Here is an 18,840-nt window from a genome sequence, read left to right as displayed (position 1 = left end):
CGAGGCGGACATGAGGCGGTGCTGCGCCGAGACCCGTAAGGCGGTACGTCGATGTACAGCACGATGCAGGAATATCCGTTGACGATCACCGCGATCATGCGGCACGGCTGCGGTGTGCACGGGTTACGTCAGGTCACCACCGCGACGGGTGATGGCTATCGGCACAGCAGCTATCGCGAGGTGGGTCAGCAAGCCTCCCAGCTGGCAAATGCGTTGCGCCGCCTCGGCGTTACCGGGGACCAGCGGGTCGCCACGTTCATGTGGAACAACGCCGAACACCTGGCTACCTACCTTGCGGTTCCGTCGATGGGCGCGGTTCTGCACACCCTGAATATCCGGCTCTCTCCCGAGCAGATCGCCTATGTCGCCAACGAGGCCGAGGACCGGGTCGTTCTGGTCGACGTGTCACTGGCCAGGCAGCTCGCGCCGGTGCTGCCCAAACTCGACACCGTGCACACCGTGATCGCGGTGGGGGAGGGCGACACGAGGCCGCTGCAGGAATCGGGCAAGACGGTGCTGCGCTTCGACGAGGTGATCGACGGCGAGCCGGCCGAATTCGACTGGCCGCAGCTCGATGAGAACTCCGCGGCCGCAATGTGCTATACCAGCGGCACCACCGGCAATCCCAAAGGTGTTGTCTACAGCCACCGCTCGAGCTTTCTGCACTCGATGGCGGCCTGCACCAGCAACGGCATCGGAGCGGGATCCAGCGACAAGGTGCTGCCGATCGTGCCGATGTTTCATGCCAACGGGTGGGGCCTGCCGTATGCGGCGTTGATGGCGGGTGCCGACCTGGTGCTACCCGATCGGCATCTGGACGCCCGCTCGCTGATCCACATGGTGGAGAACCTGAAGCCGACGCTGGCCGGCGCGGTGCCGACCATCTGGAACGACGTAATGCATTACCTGGAGAAGGACCCCGACCACGACATGTCATCGCTGCGGCTTGTCGTCTGTGGTGGCTCGGCGGTGCCGGAATCGCTGATGCGCACTTTCGAAGACAAGCACAACGTGCAGATCCGGCAGTTGTGGGGCATGACGGAAACATCACCGCTGGCCACCATGGCCTGGCCGCCGCCGGGAACCCCATCCGACCGGCATTGGGCCTTCCGGATTACCCAGGGCCAGCCGGTATGCGGTGTGGAAACCCGGATCGTCGACGACGACGGCCAGGTGCTGCCCAACGACGGCACCGCCATTGGCGAGGTGGAGGTTCGTGGGCCCTGGATTGCCGGCTCCTACTACCGGGGACGCGATGAGTCCAAGTTCGACTCCGGTTGGTTGCGCACCGGTGACGTCGGCCGCATTGACGGGCAAGGCTTCATCACCCTGACCGACCGCGCAAAAGACGTTATCAAGTCCGGCGGGGAATGGATCTCTTCCGTGGAACTCGAGAACTGCCTGATCGCGCACCCGGACGTGCTCGAGGCCGCGGTCGTCGGCGTCGCCGACGACCGCTGGCAGGAACGGCCGCTGGCCGTCGTCGTCGTTCGGGAAGACGCCACCGTCAGCGCCGGTGACCTGCGAAGGTTTTTGGCGGACAAGGTTGTTCGGTGGTGGTTACCCGAGCGGTGGGCATTTGCCGACGAGATTCCACGCACCAGCGTGGGCAAGTACGACAAGAAGACCATCCGGTCCCGCTACGCAGAGGGTGCCTACCAGATCACCGAGGTGCGCGACTGACAAGGGCGCGAGCAGACACAGAGTCGCATCGTTTCGGGCCGAAACGTGCGAGTCTGTGTCTGCTCGCCGCGTAGAAACTCGGGGGGTAGAAAGGGGACCATGAGCTTGCGGGTCGTGCAATGGGCAACCGGATCGGTCGGCGTAGCCGCGATCAAAGGCGTGCTAGAGCATCCCGAACTCGAACTCGTCGGCTGCTGGGTGCATTCCGAAGCCAAGAGCGGCAAAGACGTGGGGGAAATCATCGGTGCGTCAGCACTCGGCGTGACCGCAACCAACAACATCGACGAAGTGCTAGCGCTCGACGCCGACGCGGTGATCTACGCGCCGTTGCTGCCCAGCGTCGACGAAGTCGCCGCGTTGTTGCGTTCGGGCAAGAACGTGGTCACCCCGCTCGGCTGGTTCTACCCGAGTGAAAAAGAGGCTGCCCCACTAGAGGTCGCTGCGCAGGCAGGAAATGCGACGCTGCACGGTGCCGGCATCGGGCCAGGTGCTGCCACCGAGCTGTTCCCGTTGCTGCTGTCGGTGATGTCCACCGGCGTGACTTTTGTTCGCTCCGAGGAGTTTTCGGACTTGCGCACCTACGGGGCTCCTGATGTGCTGCGTTATGTGATGGGTTTCGGTGGCACACCGGATAGCGCGTTGACCGGGCCGATGCAGAAACTTCTCGACGGAGGCTTCATCCAATCGGTGCAGCTGTGTGTCGATCGGCTGGGTTTCGCGGCCGACCCCCAGATCCGTACCTCGCAGGAGGTGGCCGTTGCGACGGCCCCGATCGAATCGCCGATCGGGATGATCGAGCCCGGACAGGTCGCCGGACGCCGTTTCCACTGGGAGGCACTGGTCGAGGACACAGTGGTCGTCCAGATCACCGTGAACTGGCTGATGGGATCGGAAAACCTCGATCCGCCTTGGTCTTTCGGGCCAGCCGGAGAACGCTACGAGATCGAGGTGCGCGGAAACCCAGATACCTTTGTGACGGTCAAGGGTTGGCAGCCGGACAGCGTGCAGGCCGGTCTGGTCAGCAACCCCGGGATTGTCGCGACCGCGGCGCATTGCGTAAATGCGATCCCCGCTACCTGCGCTGCCCCGGCGGGGATTCAGAGCTTCTTCGATCTGCCGCTCATCACCGGCCGGGCCGCTACCGGACTGGCCCGCTGACGCGCCGCTATTGGGTGGTGCCATTGGGCCGGGACCGGCATTCTTGCTGTCTGGGTGCCGATGGTGGTGCAAAGTGATCAAGGGCGGGTCGTTGCTGTGCGTCGATAGCTACTGCCGCCGCTACCGGCCCGCCGCGCGTCGTCCGCAGCCGATCGATACGGGCATGAGCCACACCGGATTTCGCTGAGTAGCGCGCCAGTGACGCTGTATTTCGCGTCCTGGGACGGCGGATGATGTCCGGGTTCGGTACCGTCGGGGCCATGTGCCGACTCTTTGGCTTGCACGCCGGGACCGATGTCGTCACCGCGACGTTCTGGTTACTGGACGCCCCGGACAGCCTCGCCGAGCAAAGCCGCCGTAACCCCGACGGCACCGGCCTGGGCGTATTCGACGAACACCGCCGGCCGCAGCTACGCAAGGAGCCCATCGCGGCCTGGCAGGATGCCGAGTTCGCGACCCAGGCGCACCAGCTGACCGGCACGACGTTCGTCGCGCATGTTCGCTACGCGACGACCGGGGCACTCGACGTCCGCAATACTCACCCGTTCCTGCAGGACGAGCGGGTCTTCGCGCATAACGGGGTTCTCGAGGGACTGGATATCCTCGATGAGCGGCTCCGCGAGATCGGTGCCGATGAGTTGGTGTTGGGCCAGACCGATTCCGAGCGGGTGTTCGCGTTGATCACCGCATCGATCCGTGCCCATCACGGCGATGTGTCAGCCGGTCTGACCGATGCGCTGCAATGGCTCGCGGCGAACGTGCCCATCTACGCGGTCAACGTGTTGCTCGCCACGGCTACCGATGTGTGGGCACTGCGTTACCCGGAATCCCATGAGCTCTACGTCTTGGACCGCCGCCACGACGGCGCGCCCGAATTCCACTTGCGTACCAATCGAATCCGCGCTCACTCGGAGCACTTGCGCGAGCGGCCGTCGGTGGTGTTCGCGACCGAGCGGATGGATGGTGACCAGCGTTGGCGCCTGCTCGACCCGGGGGAGCTGGTCCACGTCGACGCGGCGCTGCAGGTCAACCGGAGCCTGGTGCTGCCTGACCCACCCAGGTATCCGATCAGTCGGGCAGACCTGAGCGAGTCGGCACTGCATGCGCAACACACGTCGGTGTGAACTCGTGGCAACTCGACGCGCTCTGGTCCTGGCTGGTGGAGGACTGGCCGGAATCGCTTGGGAAACAGGTGTTTTGCTGGGCATCGCGGATGAATCACCAGCGGCGGCCCGGTTGCTGCTGGATTCGGATGTATTGGTCGGGACGTCGGCCGGTGCGACGGTCGCCGCGCAGATCAGCAGCGGTTGCACGCTCGAAGAGCTCTACGACCGACAGTTCGCCAAAACGTCGGCCGAGATCGAGCCCGGCGTCGACATCGATGCCATCACCCCTCTTTTCTTGACCGCCATGACCGACCCGGACACGTCAACGCGCCAGCGGCTACAGCGGATCGGCGAGGTGGCGCTGGCGGTCGATACCGTTGGGGAGCCGTTGCGCCGTCGGGTGATCGCGCAGCGCTTGCCGTCGCACGACTGGCCGGACCGGGTGCTGCGGGTCACCGCGGTCGACACCGCCAGCGGCGAACTGGTCATTTTCGATCGGGACTCGGGTGTGGGGCTGGTCGACGCGGTGGCGGCCAGTTGCGCGGTGCCCGGCGCGTGGCCACCGGTGACCATCGCCAACCGCCGCTACATGGACGGCGGGGTAGCCAGCTCGGTCAACGTTGGCGTTGCCGACGATTGTGATGCGGCCGTGGTTCTGGTGCCCGCCGGCGCGGACGCTCCGTCGCCCTTCGGCGGTGGGGCGGCCGCCGAGATCGCGGCATTCACCGGCACGGCGTTCGCCGTGTTCGCCGACGCCGACTCGTTGGCGGCCTTCGGACCCAACCCGCTGGATCCGCGTTGCCGGGTCGGTTCGGCCACGGCCGGACGTGCGCAGGGCCGCCGGGAAGCACCGGCGGTCGCGGGGTTGCTCGGCGTTTGATCAGCCCTCGATGGCGGGTGCGGCAGATTTGTCGCCCTCGATCTCGAGTGCGTCCAAAGCACGGATGGCCAGCGCGCGGCCCATCGCGATCACCTCGACCGCCCGGTGGAACTCCAGGCTTCGGCACGTCGAGCGGGGCACTTCGATCAACAGGTCGGCCGGGTAGGCCGCCAGGGTATGACGCGCCAACGCGGATTGGGCGATGTCGATCGTCCGATTCATCACTTCGAAGCTGCCCATTTTCGGGATTCCGGGTGCGACGTAGGTGTCATCGGGGTCTTCCGCGTCGGCCGGGCGCTGTTCGACGTCCGCGGCTTGCGGCCAGGAGTCCGATTCTCCGGTGCCCGCACCGAATCGGCTTAGCACCGCCCGCGCCGTGCGCCGATCGAGCAACGAGCGGGCGGCGGTGGCGTCGAACAGTGCTGAAGTGCTGCGCACCATGCGGTTCAACCACTCGGCGGTGACACCTGGCTCGGCGTCGCGGGTGGTGCCGTCCTCGCTGCCGTTCAGGCTCACCGCGATGGTCAGGTCGGCGCTGACCCCGGCGATCGGCGCCATGGGCAGCGGATCCAGGATGCCGCCGTCGGCCAGCAAGCGTCCGTCGACTTCGTGCGGGGCGATCACCCCGGGGATGGCGATGGACGCCCGGATGGCCACATCGAGGGGGCCGCGCTGAAACCACACCGACCTGCCTGCCAATAGGTCGGTCGCCACCGCGGTGAACGGGATCCGCAGTTGCTCGATGGCGACCGGGCCGACGATGTCGCGCACCGCATCCAGGATCTTCTCCGCCCGCAGCACACCGGCCGCGGTAATGGACGGGTCCAGTAGTCGCAGGATGGTGCGCTGAGTGAGGGATTTGGCCCAATCGGCGAACTCGTCGAGTCGTCCGGCCGCATGCACACCGCCGATCACCGCGCCCATCGAGGAGCCAGCGGTCCCAACGATGTCGTAACCACGCTCCCGCAGCGCCTGGATCACCCCGATGTGCGCGTAACCCCGGGCGCCGCCGCTGCCGAGCGCCAATGCGACCCGAGGCGCAGACGATGCGCGTGGCCGCACGGTCGCTGGTCCGGACATCCTTCAATTCTGCTCGGCGGAACTGGCAGTCATCGAGCCGGTCGGCACAATTGCGCACGCTCAGATTGCAATCGCACACGGGTTCGAAACCGCCGGACTGGCTATCACCCGCATTCGGCGTTGGCGGCCGCGCGCGCGGCGGTGATCACCGCCGCCTGCCTGGCCGGGGTCAGATCCATCCAGGGGATGTTCCAGCTGCCCGGGGTGCCCGATTCCGACGCCTGGAGCATGGCCAGGTAGGGCTCGACTAGCGGCTCGCCGGTCTTGGGCCGGGAGTCCATCCACACTCTTGCAGCGTGGCAGGCCTGGAAATACTCCTCCTCGGTCGAATCCGCCGGGACGTCGACTCTGGTCGTCACGCCGGCCGGCGAGATGCCGATGAAGTCCGGCCGCTGCGCGCTGGAAACCGGTGCCGAACGTGCCGGCGACGATGCGGTCGTGCCCGCGGTGCCACCGGGCGAGCAGCCGGTGGCCAAGCTTGTCAAACCAACCGTGACAACGAGCGCACCCAACACCTCGGGGTGATGACCGCACCAGCGCACGGTCTCAATCTATGCAACACTGTCGGGCGTGATGAAGCGCCTCGGATTTCGCGAGTGTTGTCGGCCCTGACCCCCCGCCGATAACCCGATCCGTTTCACACTCTGGAGTTCTTCCGTGGCTATGCCTGCGTCTCGGCACCCGGTCACGCCTTCGCGTCGGCTGACCCTCGCGACCCCCTCCTCGGGACCCACCCGGCTGCGGGTGCCCGACCTGCTACACGCCACCGACCAGGCCGCCGACCAGGTGCTCAGCGGACGTTGCGATCACCTGCTACCCCAGGGTGGTGTGCCCCAAACCGAGCGCTGGTTCACCCGCATCCACGGCGACGACGAACTGGACATCTGGCTGATCAGTTGGGTGCCGGGTCACCCGACCGAATTGCACGACCATGGCGGATCGCTCGGAGCGCTGACGGTGCTGTCCGGATCGCTCAACGAATTCCGCTGGGACGGCCGCCGGTTGCGCCGCCGCCGGCTGGAGGCCGGAGACCAGGCCGGGTTCCCGCTGGGCTGGGTGCACGACGTGGTGTGGGCGCCGCGGCAGGCCCCGGTCTCGCAGCTGGGTGCCAGGCCGGTGCAGCCGACGCTGAGCGTGCACGCCTACTCGCCGCCGCTGACCGCGATGTCGTATTACGAGGTGACCGACCACAACACGCTGCGCCGCCAGCGCACCGAGTTGACCGACCAGCCCGAAGGGCCGTGATGAGCCGGATTGACCAGGTACTGGACGCCGCCCGCCGCCGATATCAGCGCCTTCCCGCCCAACGGGTGCCGGAGGCGTTGCGGCGTGGCGCATTGCTCGTGGACATCCGGCCACAGGCCCAACGGGCCCGGGAAGGCGAGGTGCCGGGAGCACTGGTGATCGAACGCAACGTCCTGGAGTGGCGCTGCGACCCAACCAGTGACGCCCGGTTGCCGCAGGCGGTCGACGACTACGTCGAGTGGGTCATCCTGTGTTCGGAGGGCTACACCTCGAGCCTGGCGGCGGCGGCGCTGCTGGATCTGGGCCTGCGCCGCTCCACCGACGTTGTGGGCGGCTATCACGCGCTGGCGGCCACCGGCGCGCTGGCCGAGCTGAGCCGGTAGGGCCCAGCAGCTACCCCCAGGGATTGCCGGCGGGGTTATTGCCCGGTCGTGCCGGGGTTGCCGAAGATCGATCCGCCACTTCCGCCGGCTCCACCGGACCCATCGAGTCCAGAGATCTGGCCGGCGCCGCCGGATCCGCCATTGCCGCCGTTGCCGCCATCGCCAACTAGTTGGGCGTCGCCGCCTTTGCCGCCGTCACCGCCCGTACCGCCGTTGCCGCCGGTTCCACCAACGGGAGCGCCTATACCACCTTGGCTGCCCTGACCTCCGGTTCCTCCGTCTCCGCCGCTGCCGAGCAGACCGCCATTGGCGCCGTTCCCGCCGGTACCCCCGGCGTGACCGGTGCCGCCGTTGCCGCCGGCGGCTTGGGCGCCGCTGACGGTGTTGCTGCCGCCGCTGCCTCCGGCGCCACCGGTGCTGCCGACCCCGCCGTCACCACCGGTGCCGCCGTCGCCGATCAGGATGCCGGCCGCTCCGCCGTGGCCGCCATTGCCGGCGTTGCCCGTGTCGCCGCCTTTGCCGCCGACACCGGCGGCGTTGGCGACGTTGGCGGCGTCGCCGCCGCCGCCGCCGTTCCCGCCGCCGCCGGCGTTCCCGCCGCCGCCGGCGTTGCCGCCGCTGCCGAGCAGCCAGCCGGCCGACCCGCCATTGCCGCCGTCGCCGGCGTCGCCGCCGGCACCGCCGCCGCCGCCTTCGCCACCTTCTCCGGCAAGGCCTATCCCCCCGCCGCCTTTACCGCCGGTGTTGCCAATACCGCCGTTTCCGCCGGCGCCACCGGCCCCGCCGTTGCCATACAGCAAACCGCCGCCGCCACCACTGCCGCCGCCACCGGCGTTGCCGCCACCGCCACCGGCACCGCCCTTGCCGGCAACGCCAAGGAGATTGTCGCCGCCGTTGCCGCCGGTCGCGCCGTTGCCGCCACCGCCGCCGTTGCCGGCGTTGCCGCCGCTGCCGAACAGCAAGCCGCCTTGGCCGCCGTTGCCGCCGCCGCCGGCGGTGCCGCCGCTTCCACCGGCGCCCCCGTTTCCGCCGCTAGTGCCGCCGGCGCCGCCGGCTGCGCCGTTGCCGCCACCGCCGCCGTTGCCGGCGTTGCCGCCGCTGCCGAACAGCAAGCCGCCTTGGCCGCCGTTGCCGCCGCCGGCACCGTCGCCGCCGGTGCCGCCGGCACCGCCGTTTTGGGCGTTGCCGCCGGCGGTGCCCAAGCCGCCTTGCCCGCCGGTTCCGCCGTCGCCGCCGGCGCCGCCGGCCCCGGAGATCCAGCCGGCGTTGCCGCCGATGCCGCCGGCGCCGGCAACCCCGCCGTCGCCGCCCTTGGCGCCGTTTCCGCTGCCGTTGCCGCCCTGTCCGCCGTCGCCACCGGTGCCGCCGGCCCCGCCGTCGCCAAAGAGTCCGGCGGATCCACCGTTGCCGCCGGCCCCGCCGGCCAAGCCTGTCGCGCCGGCTCCGCCCGTCCCGCCGATTCCGCCGTTCCCGCCGGTACCGCCGGCACCGTAGAGCAACCCGCCGCGGCCGCCCGCTCCACCCAATCCGCCGGCCTCGCCGGCTCCGCCGTCCCCGCCCAATCCGCCGGCGCCGCCGTTGCCGAACAGCCAGGTGCCTCCGCCGTAGCCGCCGGCGCCACCGGCCACCCCGACCCCGCCGGCACCGCCGTTCCCGCCGGCCCCGCCGGCACCAACCAGCCAGCCGCCGTTGCCGCCGGCCCCGCCAACGGCGCCGGCCCCGCCGGCTCCACCACTTCCGCCGTTGCCGATCAGGCCGGCCGATCCGCCGGCACCACCGGTGAGTCCGGCGGTGGTTTGGGAAAAGCCGTTCCCGCCGTTGCCGTACAACCACCCGCCGGCCCCACCGGTGGGATTGGCCGCGGTCCCGTCGGCGCCGTTGCCGATCAGCGGACGCCCAAACAGCGCCAGGCTGGGCGCGTTGATCGCATTCAACAGCTGCTGCTCGACGTTTGTCGCCTCGGCGCTGGCATACGAGCCTCCCGCAGCGGTCAACGCCTGCACGAACTGGTCGTGAAACACCGTCGCCTGCGCACCGAGCTGTTGATACTGCTGGGCATGGGCGGAAAACAGGGCCGCGATCGCCGCTGACACCTCGTCGCCACCGGCTGCGGCGAGCGCCGTTGTCGGCGCCAACGCGGCCGCATTAGCCGCGCTGACTGTCGAACCGACACGCGCCACATCGGATGCCGCGGCCATTAACTCCGACGGTGATACCAGCACAAACGACATCGGTCCCCCTCGTCAATTGGTAATGGATGCGTTGATGCTAACTCGGCTGCCCGGCTCGCGAGATCGGTTTGCGCAAATTCGCGACGCAATTTGCCACGTTCATAGTAACTCCATAGACTTGCGCCGGGCGCGAAAGTTGTTGTCTGGTAGCTGTTTTACGCGAGGGCGAATGGAACTTCGCGAATACTGCGCAAACTGGGATCGCGCACTTTTGCGCGTCGGCTCGGGATACTCGCGCCGCTGCGACAATCAATACGCATTCGGCGTATGTCAAATACTTTGACATCCATGTGTGTGGTATTTGTGCGCACCCGTCGGTGTCAAATGCTTCGACAGCCTCCATTCTTTGTCTAACGAGCGGGCCGTTGCGGCGCGGCTCCACTACTTAGCAGTCGAATCGGCCGTGCAGCTTCAGCGCCGCTGCGCGGCAGCGTGTTTGGCTACGGCAGCCCGTTGACCCCGGTTAGGCCCAGTAGCCCGCCGTTGCCGCCGGCGCCGCCGGTTCCGGTTCCGGCGGGATTGCCATTCACACCGCCGTTACCGCCATTGCCGCCGATACCGATCAGCACGGCGTCCCCGCCCTTACCGCCGTTTCCGCCGCTGGTGCCGTTGATGTCGCCGCCGCCGCCGGTGCCGCCGTCGCCGCCGTTGCCGATCAGTCCGGCCTTGCCGCCGGCGCCGCCGGTGCCGCCGAAACTGAAGGCGGTGCCGCCGGCGCCGCCCGCCCCACCGTTGCCCCAGAGGAGGCCGGCGACGCCGCCGGCCCCGCCGGTCCCGCCCGAGCCGGTGGTAAAGGACCCGCCGCCGGCGCCGCCGGTGCCGCCGGCGCCGAAGAGAAGACCGGCGTGGCCGCCGGCCCCGCCGGCCCCGCTGTTCCCGACGCCGACCCCACCGGTGCCACCGGCGCCGCCGTCACCCCAGAGCCCGCTGGCGTTGCCGCCGGCCCCGCCGGTCCCGCCGCTCATGCCGCCGGTGCCGCCGCTGCCGCCGTCGCCGGCGGCACCGTAGAGGAATCCGGAATCGCCGCCGGCCCCGCCGAACCCGCCGGTGGTGCCTTGGCCGCCGGTGCCGCCGACACCGCCGGGGCCGCCGAACACGCCGCCGGCCCCACCGGCGCCGCCGTTGCCGCCCAGGCCGCCGGCCCCACCGCTCGTGCCACCAACCCCACCGGCGCCGCCGGTCCCGAACAGCCCGCCAGAACCACCGACCCCGCCGTTCCCGGCGACGCTCGCGGCGCTGAATGTGCTCCCGCCGGTTCCGCCGGCGCCGCCGATGCCGAACAACCCGGCGGGCCCGCCAGCCCCGCCGGCCCCGCCCGAGCCGGTGAATGCGTTCCCGCCGGCGCCGCCGTTGCCGCCGGCGCCGAACAGCCCGCCCGCGCCGCCGGTCCCGCCGGTCCCACCGATGGTGCCGAAGCCAGAATGTCCGCCGGCGCCGCCGGCGCCGCCGTTGCCGAACAGCCCGGCGGGCCCGCCGGCGCCGCCGGGCGCGCCGGTGTCGTAGGCCCCGGATCCTCCTGCCCCGCCGTTGCCGATCAGCCACCCGCCGGGCGCACCGTTTTGCCCGGTTCCCGGGGCCCCGTTCGCGCCGTTGCCGATTAGCGCGCGCCCGGTCAGTGTCAGGAAGGGCGCATTGATCGCCTCGAGCACACCCTGCAACGGCGTGGCCGCGGCGGCCTCGGCACTCGCATACGAGCCCGCGCCCGCGGCCAAGGTCCGCATGAACTGGTCATGAAACGCCGCCGCATGCGCGCCGATCGCCTGATAGCCCTGGCCGTGGACGGAAAACAGCGCCGCGATCGCCGCTGACACCTCATCCTCGGCCGCGGCCAGCACCCGCGTCGTGGAAGCCGCCGCGGCCGCATTGGCCGCGTTCAACGTCGAGCCCAGACCGGCCAAATCAGAAGCCGCCGCCGCCATCATCTCCGGCACCGCGATCACAAACGACATGGGACACCTCCCACTAAGGTCGCCAGGACACGGCACCCCCGGACATCGCCTGGCAACGCCCGCCGATGCACCACCAAAAGTGCACCACACCACCGGGTTGCGCGACGCCGTTTTGCGCCGAATTGCTCAGGTCGTTTCCGCCGCGTCACCACCGGCCAGCTATGCGGTTCAGCCGCCGCTGCTCGGCGAGCCCAGCGGCTTCGCGTTCGCATGCAGCAACGGCCGCAGCCGTTCGGTCTTCTGCTGCGTCCAGCCGGGTGGCGACAGCACCGCGGCCCAGCCGTCGGCGACGTCGGCGACGTAGCGATGCCCGTGCCCGTCCGGCGCATGCACGGCAACCGCCATGTCGGCCGAGACTTGGATGAACGTCACCACCGGGATCCAGCGCGTCTGGGGTAGCACGTCGTAGCCGCGTTTTTCCCGCAGCCAGTCCGGTTCGCTGAACAGCAGGTCGGGAGTCCACCAGGCGATCGGGTCAGACGCGTGCTGCAGATACACCACCCGCGGTCTACCCCACGGCGCATTCGGGCGCAGCAGATCGTCTTGGCGGGCAACGAAACGGACGTTGCGGCCGTCGTCGTAGATGGGCAGCCACTCCGGTGAGCCGGGATCGCGGTTCGCGGTGAGGCCGGTCCAGATGGTGTTGTTGAAAGTCGGTCCGCTGAATAAAGCGCCGTCGGTACGAGCCAGGAGGTTGTTGAGGTTCATGAACGGCGCCTCCGCGCCGAACGACCCCAGGCTCTCGCCGAACACGACGAGCTTGGGGCGCTGGGATTCCGGCATCTGCCGGACCAGCTTGTCGACCGCTTCGAACAGCGCCTCGCCGGCGTGGCGGGCGTTCTCCTTGTCCACCAGAAAAGACAGCCAGCTGGGCAAGAACGAGTACTGCATGCTCACCACGGCGGTGTTGCCGTTGTACATGTACTCCAGCGCCGAGGCCTCCGCCTCGTTGATCCAGCCCGTTCCGGTGCTCGTTGCGACCGCGACGACGGCGCGGCTCAAGCCGCCGGTGCGCAGCAGCTCGCGGGCGGCCAGCTCGGCGGTCGCCGCGATGCCGTCCGCCGAGTTCAGCCCGGCGTAGGCCCGGATCGGTTGGATGGCCGGGGCCCCATTGAATGCGGTGAGTTCGGCGACGGTGGGGCCGGCGCGGACGAAGATCCGGCCCTGATGGCCCAGCGACTCCCACGACACGAGTGATTCTGGCCCACCTGATCGCAACGGGGTGTCCGGCGGTGCGGAATCGGGACTCAACTCATCGTTGACCGAGGCGAAGGTGCTGTTCAAGGAGTTCATCGCGAACTTGAGCACGACACCGTTGAGCACGGTGATGGTCAGCACCACCAGCAGCACCACCACCAGGGCCGCCGAGACGCGAAACGGCGCGATCCGATCCACTTGTGCCACCAGAAAACTCACCAGCAACCGGATGAACTTGCCGATTTCGACCAGCGTGAACAGCACGATCAGCGACAAGGCCGCAGCCAGCGGGTAGCCGTACCACGGCAGGTGCTCGACGCCCATCAGGTCGCGCACGTCGTCCTGCCAGACATGAAACCAGATCGCCATCAGCACCATCCCGACCGCGCCGACCGCGATCAGTGGCAACCACGCCCAGCGCGGCGGCGGCGGGCTCCAATCCCGCGAACGCATATAGCGCACCAGCCAGACGGCGAAGACGCCCAGGCCATACCCGATGGCGCCGGAGATGCCGCTGACCAGGCCCTGGAACAACGGGCCACGCGGCAGCAGCGACGGGGTCATCGAGAACCAGACGAAAACCAGGCCAACCGCGGTGCCGAAGAAGGTGTAGTGGCGAATCCACCACGCGCTGCGGATCGGTTGCGGCTCAGGTGTTTCCGCCGTTACGGCGGCCGGGGCGGCCGTAGCGCCAGTGGTCTCAACCGCGGTGGTCGCCGCGCCCGCCTCGGTCATCGGTGGATGAACTGGGGCGCGCGTTTCTCGATGAATGCTGCCATCCCTTCGGATTGGTCGTCGGTCGCGAAAGCCGAATGGAAAAGTCTGCGTTCGTAGAGAAGTCCCTCGGACAAGGTGGATTCGAAAGCTCGATTGACGGCCTCTTTGGCCATCCGGGCCGCCGACAGCGACATCTGCGAAATGGTGGTGGCAACGGCCATGGCCTCGCTGATCAAGTCGGCGGCCGGCACCACCCGCGAAACCAGACCGCTGCGCTGCGCCTCGGCGGCGTCCATGGTGCGCCCGGTCAGGATGAGGTCCATTGCCTTGGCCTTCCCGATGGCCCGGGTCAGGCGCTGTGAGCCGCCCATGCCCGGCAGCACGCCCAGTTTGATCTCGGGCTGGCCGAACTTCGCCGTATCGGCGGCAATCAGTAGGTCGCACATCATCGCCAGCTCACAGCCCCCGCCGAGCGCGTGCCCGGCAACCGCGGCGATCGTTGGAGTGCGCACGGCGGCCAGCTTGCCCCACTCGGCGAAAAAGTCGGCGCCGAACGCGTCGGCGAACGTCAGGCCGGCCATCTCCTTGATGTCGGCGCCGGCGGCGAACGCCTTGGCTGAACCGGTGATGATGATCGCACCAATGCCCGGGTCGTCGTCCAGTTCGGTTGCGGCGCTGGTGACTTCGTTCATCACCTGACTGTTGAGCGCGTTCAGCGCCTTGGGCCGGTTCAGTGTGATGATGCCGACGCGGTGGTCGCGCTCGACCAGAATGGTTTCGTAGGTCATGCGTTACCTTTCTAGAAGCTCAAGTCGTCATCAACAGGTTCGAAATGCGCCTCGACATCGGCCGCCTTGACCGCATCCAGGGTCGCCGGCGACCACTTCGGGTCGCGATCCTTGTCGATCAGCTGCGCGCGGATACCCTCCACCAGGTCATGGGAGCGCAGCGACGCCGACGACACCCGATAGTCCTGGATCAGCACGTCTTCCAGCGTTTCGAGTTTGGCGGCGCGACGTAGCGCTTCCAACGTCACCGATAGCGCGATGGGGGAGCGGCTGGCAATCAGGTCGGCCGCATCTGCAGCGGGTCCGGCGCCATGTCTTCGCAGCGCCGCGACGATGTCGGCGACGCTGTCACCGGCATAGCACTCGTCGATCCAATCACGTTGTGCAGCAAGGTTGCTCGGTGGAGGTTCGACGGCGTGGCCGGCCAGAGCGCTGTGCACACCGTCGGCGATGATGGCTTGGGTGAATGCGTCAAGTTCGCCGTGCGGCACGAAGTGGTCGGCGAACCCCAGCGCGATTGCGTCGGCGCCGGAGAACGGTGCTCCGGTCAGCGCGGCATGCAGACCCAGCGCGCCGGGCGCCCGCGCCAGCAGGTAGGCCCCGCCCACGTCGGGGATAAACCCGATGCCCACCTCGGGCATCGCGATCTTGGAGGTATCGGTGACCACCCGGACGTTCGCGTGTGCACTGACGCCGACGCCACCGCCCATCACAATGCCGTCCATCAACGCCACGTAGGGTTTGGTGAACCGCCCAATCTGGCCGTTGAGCAGATACTCGTCGCGCCAGAACCGTCGCGCCGCGACTCCGTCCGCGCGGGCGCTGTGGTACACGGCCACCACATCGCCGCCGGCACACAAGCCCCGTTCCCCGGCTCCGGCGAGTACCACCGCTCGCACCGCGTCGTCGCGTTCCCAACGGATGAGCACCGTGCTCAGCAGCTCCACCATCGTTTGGGTCAGCGAGTTGATCGCCTTGGGACGGTTGAGTGTCACGAGTCCGGTACCCTCGTCGACGCGGGTCAGGACCTCATCGGATTCCCCAGTCACGGCCTCAGCCCGAGTCACGCCCAGTCTCCCCTCGTCGAAGTCCGTGGGTCAGATACTGCTGAAGAGTTTGACCAGCAATGTAGATCGTGACTCGCTCAGCGGTGACCGCGGGGCTAAGGTTTATCGTGTACCGGACGACAACGCGGGCGCCTGGAAGAAGCAGAAAACTCCCAGCTCGGCTGGGAACCCGGGCACGCTACTGATCGTTGAGCAGATGTTCGCGCAGGCTCGAAGCCCCGAAGCGCGATTGGTCATCAAGAGAGGATTCGACGGTGCGGGAGACAAGCAACCCGGTATTTCGTTCGCTGCCCAAGCAGCGGGGCGGATACGCGCAATTCGGAACTGGCACCGCCCAGCAGGGATTCCAAGCCGATCCCTACGCTCCCTATCAGGAGGCCCGGCCCACCCGTCCGCTGACCATCGACGATGTCGTTACCAAGACGGGCCTGACGCTGGCCATGTTGGCGGCCACGGCCGTCGTCTCCTACTTCCTGGTCGCGTCGAACGTCGCGTTGGCGATGCCGCTGACCTTGGTGGGTGCGTTGGGCGGTTTGGCGCTGGTGCTGGTGGCGACCTTCGGTCGCAAGCAGGACAACCCGGCGATCGTGCTCAGCTACGCGGCGCTCGAGGGACTGTTCCTCGGTGCCATCTCGTTCGTTTTGGCCAACTTGACGGTGGCGTCGGCGAATGCGGGGGTGCTGATCGGGGAGGCCATCCTGGGGACGATGGGTGTGTTCTTCGGCATGCTCGTCGTCTACAAGACCGGGGCGATCCGGGTCACGCCCAAGTTCACCCGAATGGTGGTCGCCGCGCTGTTCGGCGTGCTGTTCCTCATGCTCGGCAACTTCGTGCTGGCGATGTTCAATGTCGGTGGCGGTGAAGGCTTGGGCCTGCGCAGCCCAGGACCCCTGGGGATCATCTTCTCGCTGGTCTGCATTGGTATCGCGGCGTTCAGCTTCCTGATCGACTTCGACGCGGCCGACCAGATGATTCGCGCGGGAGCACCCGAGAAGGCGGCATGGGGCATCGCATTGGGCCTGACCGTAACGCTGGTCTGGCTGTACATCGAGATCCTGCGTCTGCTCAGTTACCTGCAGAACGATTAGCTTGCCTTGTTTGGCATTGACGCTGCGCTGATGGCTCGGGCTACTCACACTTGGTCGCCCGGAACGCAGAGTCAGCGGCCATGTCGGTGCGAGCTGCCACCATGCGAGCGTGGGGCAGAGGAATCAGCCATTCATCGGCAGTGAGGCGCTTGCCGCTGGGAAAGTCAGCCGGCATGAGCTGCGCAAGTATTACCGCGCGATCATGCCGAACGTCTACTTGGAAAAGCGGGTTGAGCCGTCGCTGCGACAGCGCATCGTGGCTGCCTGGCTCTGGTCGCACCGCCAGGCGGTGGTAGCAGGTGCCGCCGCGGCGGCGCTGCACGGCACAAGGTGGGTGGACGACACTGCGCCGGTCGAATTGATCTGGTGCAATGCGCGAGCGCCGCGAGGCGTGGTGGCGCGCAACGAGGTGGTGTTGGACGATGAATACCAGACGCTCGAAGGCCTTTGCGTGACCACACCGGAGCGCACCGCGTTCGATATCGGCAGGCGCGGAACGCTCGGTCGCGCCGTTGCTGGCCTTGATGCGCTTGCCGCGGCCACGGATTTCAAGGTGTGCGATGTCCTGGGGCTGGCTGGCAACCATCGGCACACGCGGGGCCTGCGGCAGTTGGAGGTAGCGCTGGACCTCGTCGACGTGGGCGCTCAGTCACCGAAGGAAACCTGGCTGCGGCTCTTGTTGATCAATGCGGGGTTCCCGAAGCCGCGGACCCAGATCCCCGTGCTGGGCTCCGACGGCTATCCGCGTTACTTCCTTGACCTGGGCTGGGAGGACATCATGTTGGCTGTCGAATACGACGGCGATCAACATCGAATGGATCGGTCGCAGTTCGTCAAGGACGTCAACCGGCTAGAGTACGTCGCCCGCGTGGGCTGGACGCTGGTTAGGGTGGTGGCCGAGCACCGGGCCGGCGAGGTGATTCGCCGAGTTCAGCGTGCCTGGGACGAGTTGACTCTGCGTCCAGGTCGTGGCCCTCTCGAACTTCGTCGCCGTGGAGGCAGCGTCAACGCGGCAAGCTAGGAAAGCCGCTCGATCACCATCGCCATGCCCTGGCCGCCGCCGACACACATGGTTTCCAGACCGAACGTCTTGTCATAGGTCGTGAGGTTGTTCAGCAGCGTGGTGGTGATGCGTGCGCCCGTCATACCGAACGGGTGCCCCAGGGCGATCGCGCCACCCGAGACGTTCAGCTTGTCCTCGTCAATGCCCAGCTCCCGTGCGGAGCCCAGGACCTGCACCGCGAAGGCCTCGTTGATCTCGAACAAGTCGATGTCGCTGATCGACATCCCGGCTCTTTCCAGCGCCTTCTTGGACGCCTCGATCGGCCCCAGGCCCATGATCTCCGGGGACAAGCCGCTGACCCCGGTGGACACGATGCGCGCCAGCGGCTTCAGGCCCAGTGCCTTGGCCTTCGTGTCGCTGGTGATCACCACCGCGGCGGCCCCGTCGTTGAGGGGGCAGGCATTGCCCGCGGTCACGGTGCCGTTCGGGCGGAAAGCCGGTTTGAGCTCGCTGACCTTCTCGTAGCTGGTACCCGGCCGTGGGCCGTCGTCGGTGCTGACCGTGGTGCCGTCCGGCAGGGTGACCGGCGTGATCTCCCGCTCGAAGAATCCGCTTTTGATCGCCTCCTCGGCCCGGTTCTGGCTGCGCACGCCCCAGTGGTCCTGGTCCGCGCGGCTGATACCGGTGATGATGGCGACGTTCTCCGCGGTCTGTCCCATCGCGATGTAGACGTCGGGCAGCTTCCCGTCGGCGCGGGGATCGTGCCATTCATCGCCGCCGGCGGCCGAACGTTCCTGGGCCTCTTCGAACAGCGGGTTCTTGGTGTCCGGCCATGAATCGGAATTTCCCTTGACGAACCGGGACACGGTCTCCACGCCCGCGGAGATGAACGCGTCGCCCTCGCCGGCCTTGATCGCATGGAAAGCCATCCGGGTGGTCTGCAGCGACGACGAACAGTACCGGTTGACCGTGGTGCCCGGTAGGAAGTCATAGCCGAGCGCAACGGCGACGACGCGGGCGATGTTGAAACCCGACTCGCCACCCGGCAGGCCACAGCCCATGATCAGATCGTCGATCTGATGGGGGTTCAGCGCCGGCACCTTGTCGAGCGCGGCGCGCACCATCTGTACGGCCAGATCGTCGGGCCGCACGCTGACCAGCGATCCTTTCATGGCCCGGCCGATCGGCGAGCGGGCAGTCGAGACGATGACGGCTTCTGGCATGACGGCTCCCTTCAATGGGATGCGGCCCCGCCCCTAAGGGCG

Annotated in this window: 15 protein-coding genes and 2 pseudogenes; 9 read left to right on the top strand and 8 right to left on the bottom strand. The window is 68.0% G+C overall.

Annotated elements, in window-relative coordinates:
* The first annotated feature begins 51 nt into the window (after window positions 1–51).
* The 5 genes and pseudogenes from AADZ55_RS18230 to AADZ55_RS18210 all read left to right on the top strand — a co-directional run bounded on the left by AADZ55_RS18230 (window position 52) and on the right by AADZ55_RS18210 (window position 4,827).
* A complete protein-coding gene (locus AADZ55_RS18230) occupies window positions 52–1,683 on the top strand; it encodes a long-chain fatty acid--CoA ligase (RefSeq protein WP_085327391.1) in 1,632 nt (543 codons plus the stop codon).
* Between the two features lie 99 nt (window positions 1,684–1,782).
* Window positions 1,783–2,841, top strand: a complete 1,059-nt coding sequence (locus tag AADZ55_RS18225; protein WP_085327390.1) for a dihydrodipicolinate reductase — start codon at window positions 1,783–1,785, stop codon at window positions 2,839–2,841.
* Window positions 2,842–2,911: 70 nt separating this feature from the next.
* Window positions 2,912–3,028: pseudogene (locus AADZ55_RS18220) on the top strand (formylglycine-generating enzyme family protein); the annotation flags it as partial.
* A 73-nt stretch (window positions 3,029–3,101) separates the two neighbouring features.
* A complete protein-coding gene (locus tag AADZ55_RS18215; protein WP_085327405.1) occupies window positions 3,102–3,965 on the top strand; it encodes a class II glutamine amidotransferase in 864 nt (287 codons plus the stop codon).
* A gap of 4 nt (window positions 3,966–3,969) precedes the next feature.
* Window positions 3,970–4,827 carry a patatin-like phospholipase family protein gene (locus tag AADZ55_RS18210; protein WP_085327389.1) on the top strand — a complete coding sequence of 286 codons (858 nt, stop codon included), beginning with the start codon at window positions 3,970–3,972 and terminating at the stop codon, window positions 4,825–4,827.
* Here the strand turns inward: AADZ55_RS18210 and AADZ55_RS18205 are convergent, their stop codons facing one another.
* Complete coding sequence (locus tag AADZ55_RS18205) at window positions 4,828–5,907, bottom strand: patatin-like phospholipase family protein (RefSeq protein ID WP_085327388.1); 1,080 nt, start codon at window positions 5,905–5,907, stop codon at window positions 4,828–4,830. It abuts the gene before it with no gap.
* A 104-nt stretch (window positions 5,908–6,011) separates the two neighbouring features.
* The gene (locus AADZ55_RS18200) at window positions 6,012–6,449 is read right to left on the bottom strand and encodes a lipoprotein LpqV (protein WP_278248633.1); all 438 of its coding nucleotides are present in this window, start codon (window positions 6,447–6,449) and stop codon (window positions 6,012–6,014) included.
* 121 nt (window positions 6,450–6,570) lie between these two features.
* On the opposite strand from AADZ55_RS18200, the gene AADZ55_RS18195 reads away from it, so the two are divergent.
* Both AADZ55_RS18195 and AADZ55_RS18190 read left to right on the top strand, forming a co-directional pair.
* Window positions 6,571–7,152 (top strand): cysteine dioxygenase, encoded by a 582-nt coding sequence (locus AADZ55_RS18195; protein ID WP_085327387.1) that lies wholly within the window; start codon window positions 6,571–6,573, stop codon window positions 7,150–7,152.
* On the top strand, window positions 7,152–7,535 hold the full coding sequence (locus AADZ55_RS18190; protein ID WP_085327386.1) for a rhodanese-like domain-containing protein: 384 nt from the start codon (window positions 7,152–7,154) through the stop codon (window positions 7,533–7,535). Before AADZ55_RS18195 ends, AADZ55_RS18190 begins: the two co-directional genes overlap by 1 nt.
* A 35-nt stretch (window positions 7,536–7,570) precedes the next feature.
* On the opposite strand, the gene AADZ55_RS18185 is transcribed toward AADZ55_RS18190, so the two are convergent.
* The 5 genes and pseudogenes from AADZ55_RS18185 to AADZ55_RS18165 all read right to left on the bottom strand — a co-directional run bounded on the left by AADZ55_RS18185 (window position 7,571) and on the right by AADZ55_RS18165 (window position 15,466).
* A complete protein-coding gene (locus AADZ55_RS18185; RefSeq protein WP_341286224.1) occupies window positions 7,571–9,766 on the bottom strand; it encodes a PE family protein in 2,196 nt (731 codons plus the stop codon).
* A 452-nt stretch (window positions 9,767–10,218) separates the two neighbouring features.
* Window positions 10,219–11,715, bottom strand: a pseudogene (locus AADZ55_RS18180) (PE family protein); the annotation flags it as partial.
* 168 nt (window positions 11,716–11,883) lie between these two features.
* Window positions 11,884–13,647: an alpha/beta hydrolase gene (locus tag AADZ55_RS18175; RefSeq protein ID WP_085327587.1), complete on the bottom strand. Its 1,764-nt coding sequence runs from the start codon at window positions 13,645–13,647 to the stop codon at window positions 11,884–11,886.
* Entirely contained in the window at window positions 13,644–14,417 is a 774-nt protein-coding gene (locus AADZ55_RS18170) for an enoyl-CoA hydratase (RefSeq protein ID WP_085327588.1), read from the bottom strand. The genes AADZ55_RS18175 and AADZ55_RS18170 overlap by 4 nt, the downstream gene beginning before the upstream one ends.
* A gap of 11 nt (window positions 14,418–14,428) precedes the next feature.
* Window positions 14,429–15,466: an enoyl-CoA hydratase/isomerase family protein gene (locus AADZ55_RS18165; RefSeq protein ID WP_085327589.1), complete on the bottom strand. Its 1,038-nt coding sequence runs from the start codon at window positions 15,464–15,466 to the stop codon at window positions 14,429–14,431.
* A gap of 272 nt (window positions 15,467–15,738) precedes the next feature.
* Here AADZ55_RS18165 and AADZ55_RS18160 point away from each other — a divergent pair, with 272 nt between their 5' ends.
* Window positions 15,739–16,572 carry a Bax inhibitor-1/YccA family protein gene (locus AADZ55_RS18160; RefSeq protein ID WP_085327590.1) on the top strand — a complete coding sequence of 278 codons (834 nt, stop codon included), beginning with the start codon at window positions 15,739–15,741 and terminating at the stop codon, window positions 16,570–16,572.
* 109 nt (window positions 16,573–16,681) lie between these two features.
* Window positions 16,682–17,593 (top strand): endonuclease domain-containing protein, encoded by a 912-nt coding sequence (locus AADZ55_RS18155; protein ID WP_085327591.1) that lies wholly within the window; start codon window positions 16,682–16,684, stop codon window positions 17,591–17,593.
* On the opposite strand, the gene AADZ55_RS18150 is transcribed toward AADZ55_RS18155, so the two are convergent.
* Entirely contained in the window at window positions 17,590–18,798 is a 1,209-nt protein-coding gene (locus AADZ55_RS18150; protein ID WP_085327592.1) for an acetyl-CoA C-acetyltransferase, read from the bottom strand. The genes AADZ55_RS18155 and AADZ55_RS18150 overlap by 4 nt on opposite strands.
* Window positions 18,799–18,840: the final 42 nt, after the last annotated feature.

The organism is Mycobacterium decipiens, assembly GCF_963853665.1.
GTDB classification, from domain to species: domain Bacteria; phylum Actinomycetota; class Actinomycetes; order Mycobacteriales; family Mycobacteriaceae; genus Mycobacterium; species Mycobacterium decipiens.
Note: the sequence above shows the minus strand (reverse complement) of the source record. Positions and strands in the feature narration are given on the sequence as shown.

What these genes read in the sequence shown, in the direction of transcription:
- AADZ55_RS18195 (WP_085327387.1), top strand. Translation starts at nt 6,571, where the DNA reads ATGCCTGCGTCTCGGCACCCGGTCACGCCTTCGCGTCGGCTGACCCTC.
- AADZ55_RS18190 (WP_085327386.1), top strand. Translation starts at nt 7,152, where the DNA reads ATGAGCCGGATTGACCAGGTACTGGACGCCGCCCGCCGCCGATATCAG.
- AADZ55_RS18185 (WP_341286224.1), bottom strand. Translation starts at nt 9,766, where the DNA reads ATGTCGTTTGTGCTGGTATCACCGTCGGAGTTAATGGCCGCGGCATCC.
- AADZ55_RS18215 (WP_085327405.1), top strand. Translation starts at nt 3,102, where the DNA reads ATGTGCCGACTCTTTGGCTTGCACGCCGGGACCGATGTCGTCACCGCG.
- AADZ55_RS18225 (WP_085327390.1), top strand. Translation starts at nt 1,783, where the DNA reads ATGAGCTTGCGGGTCGTGCAATGGGCAACCGGATCGGTCGGCGTAGCC.
- AADZ55_RS18175 (WP_085327587.1), bottom strand. Translation starts at nt 13,647, where the DNA reads ATGACCGAGGCGGGCGCGGCGACCACCGCGGTTGAGACCACTGGCGCT.
- AADZ55_RS18205 (WP_085327388.1), bottom strand. Translation starts at nt 5,907, where the DNA reads ATGTCCGGACCAGCGACCGTGCGGCCACGCGCATCGTCTGCGCCTCGG.
- AADZ55_RS18170 (WP_085327588.1), bottom strand. Translation starts at nt 14,417, where the DNA reads ATGACCTACGAAACCATTCTGGTCGAGCGCGACCACCGCGTCGGCATC.
- AADZ55_RS18230 (WP_085327391.1), top strand. Translation starts at nt 52, where the DNA reads ATGTACAGCACGATGCAGGAATATCCGTTGACGATCACCGCGATCATG.
- AADZ55_RS18150 (WP_085327592.1), bottom strand. Translation starts at nt 18,798, where the DNA reads ATGCCAGAAGCCGTCATCGTCTCGACTGCCCGCTCGCCGATCGGCCGG.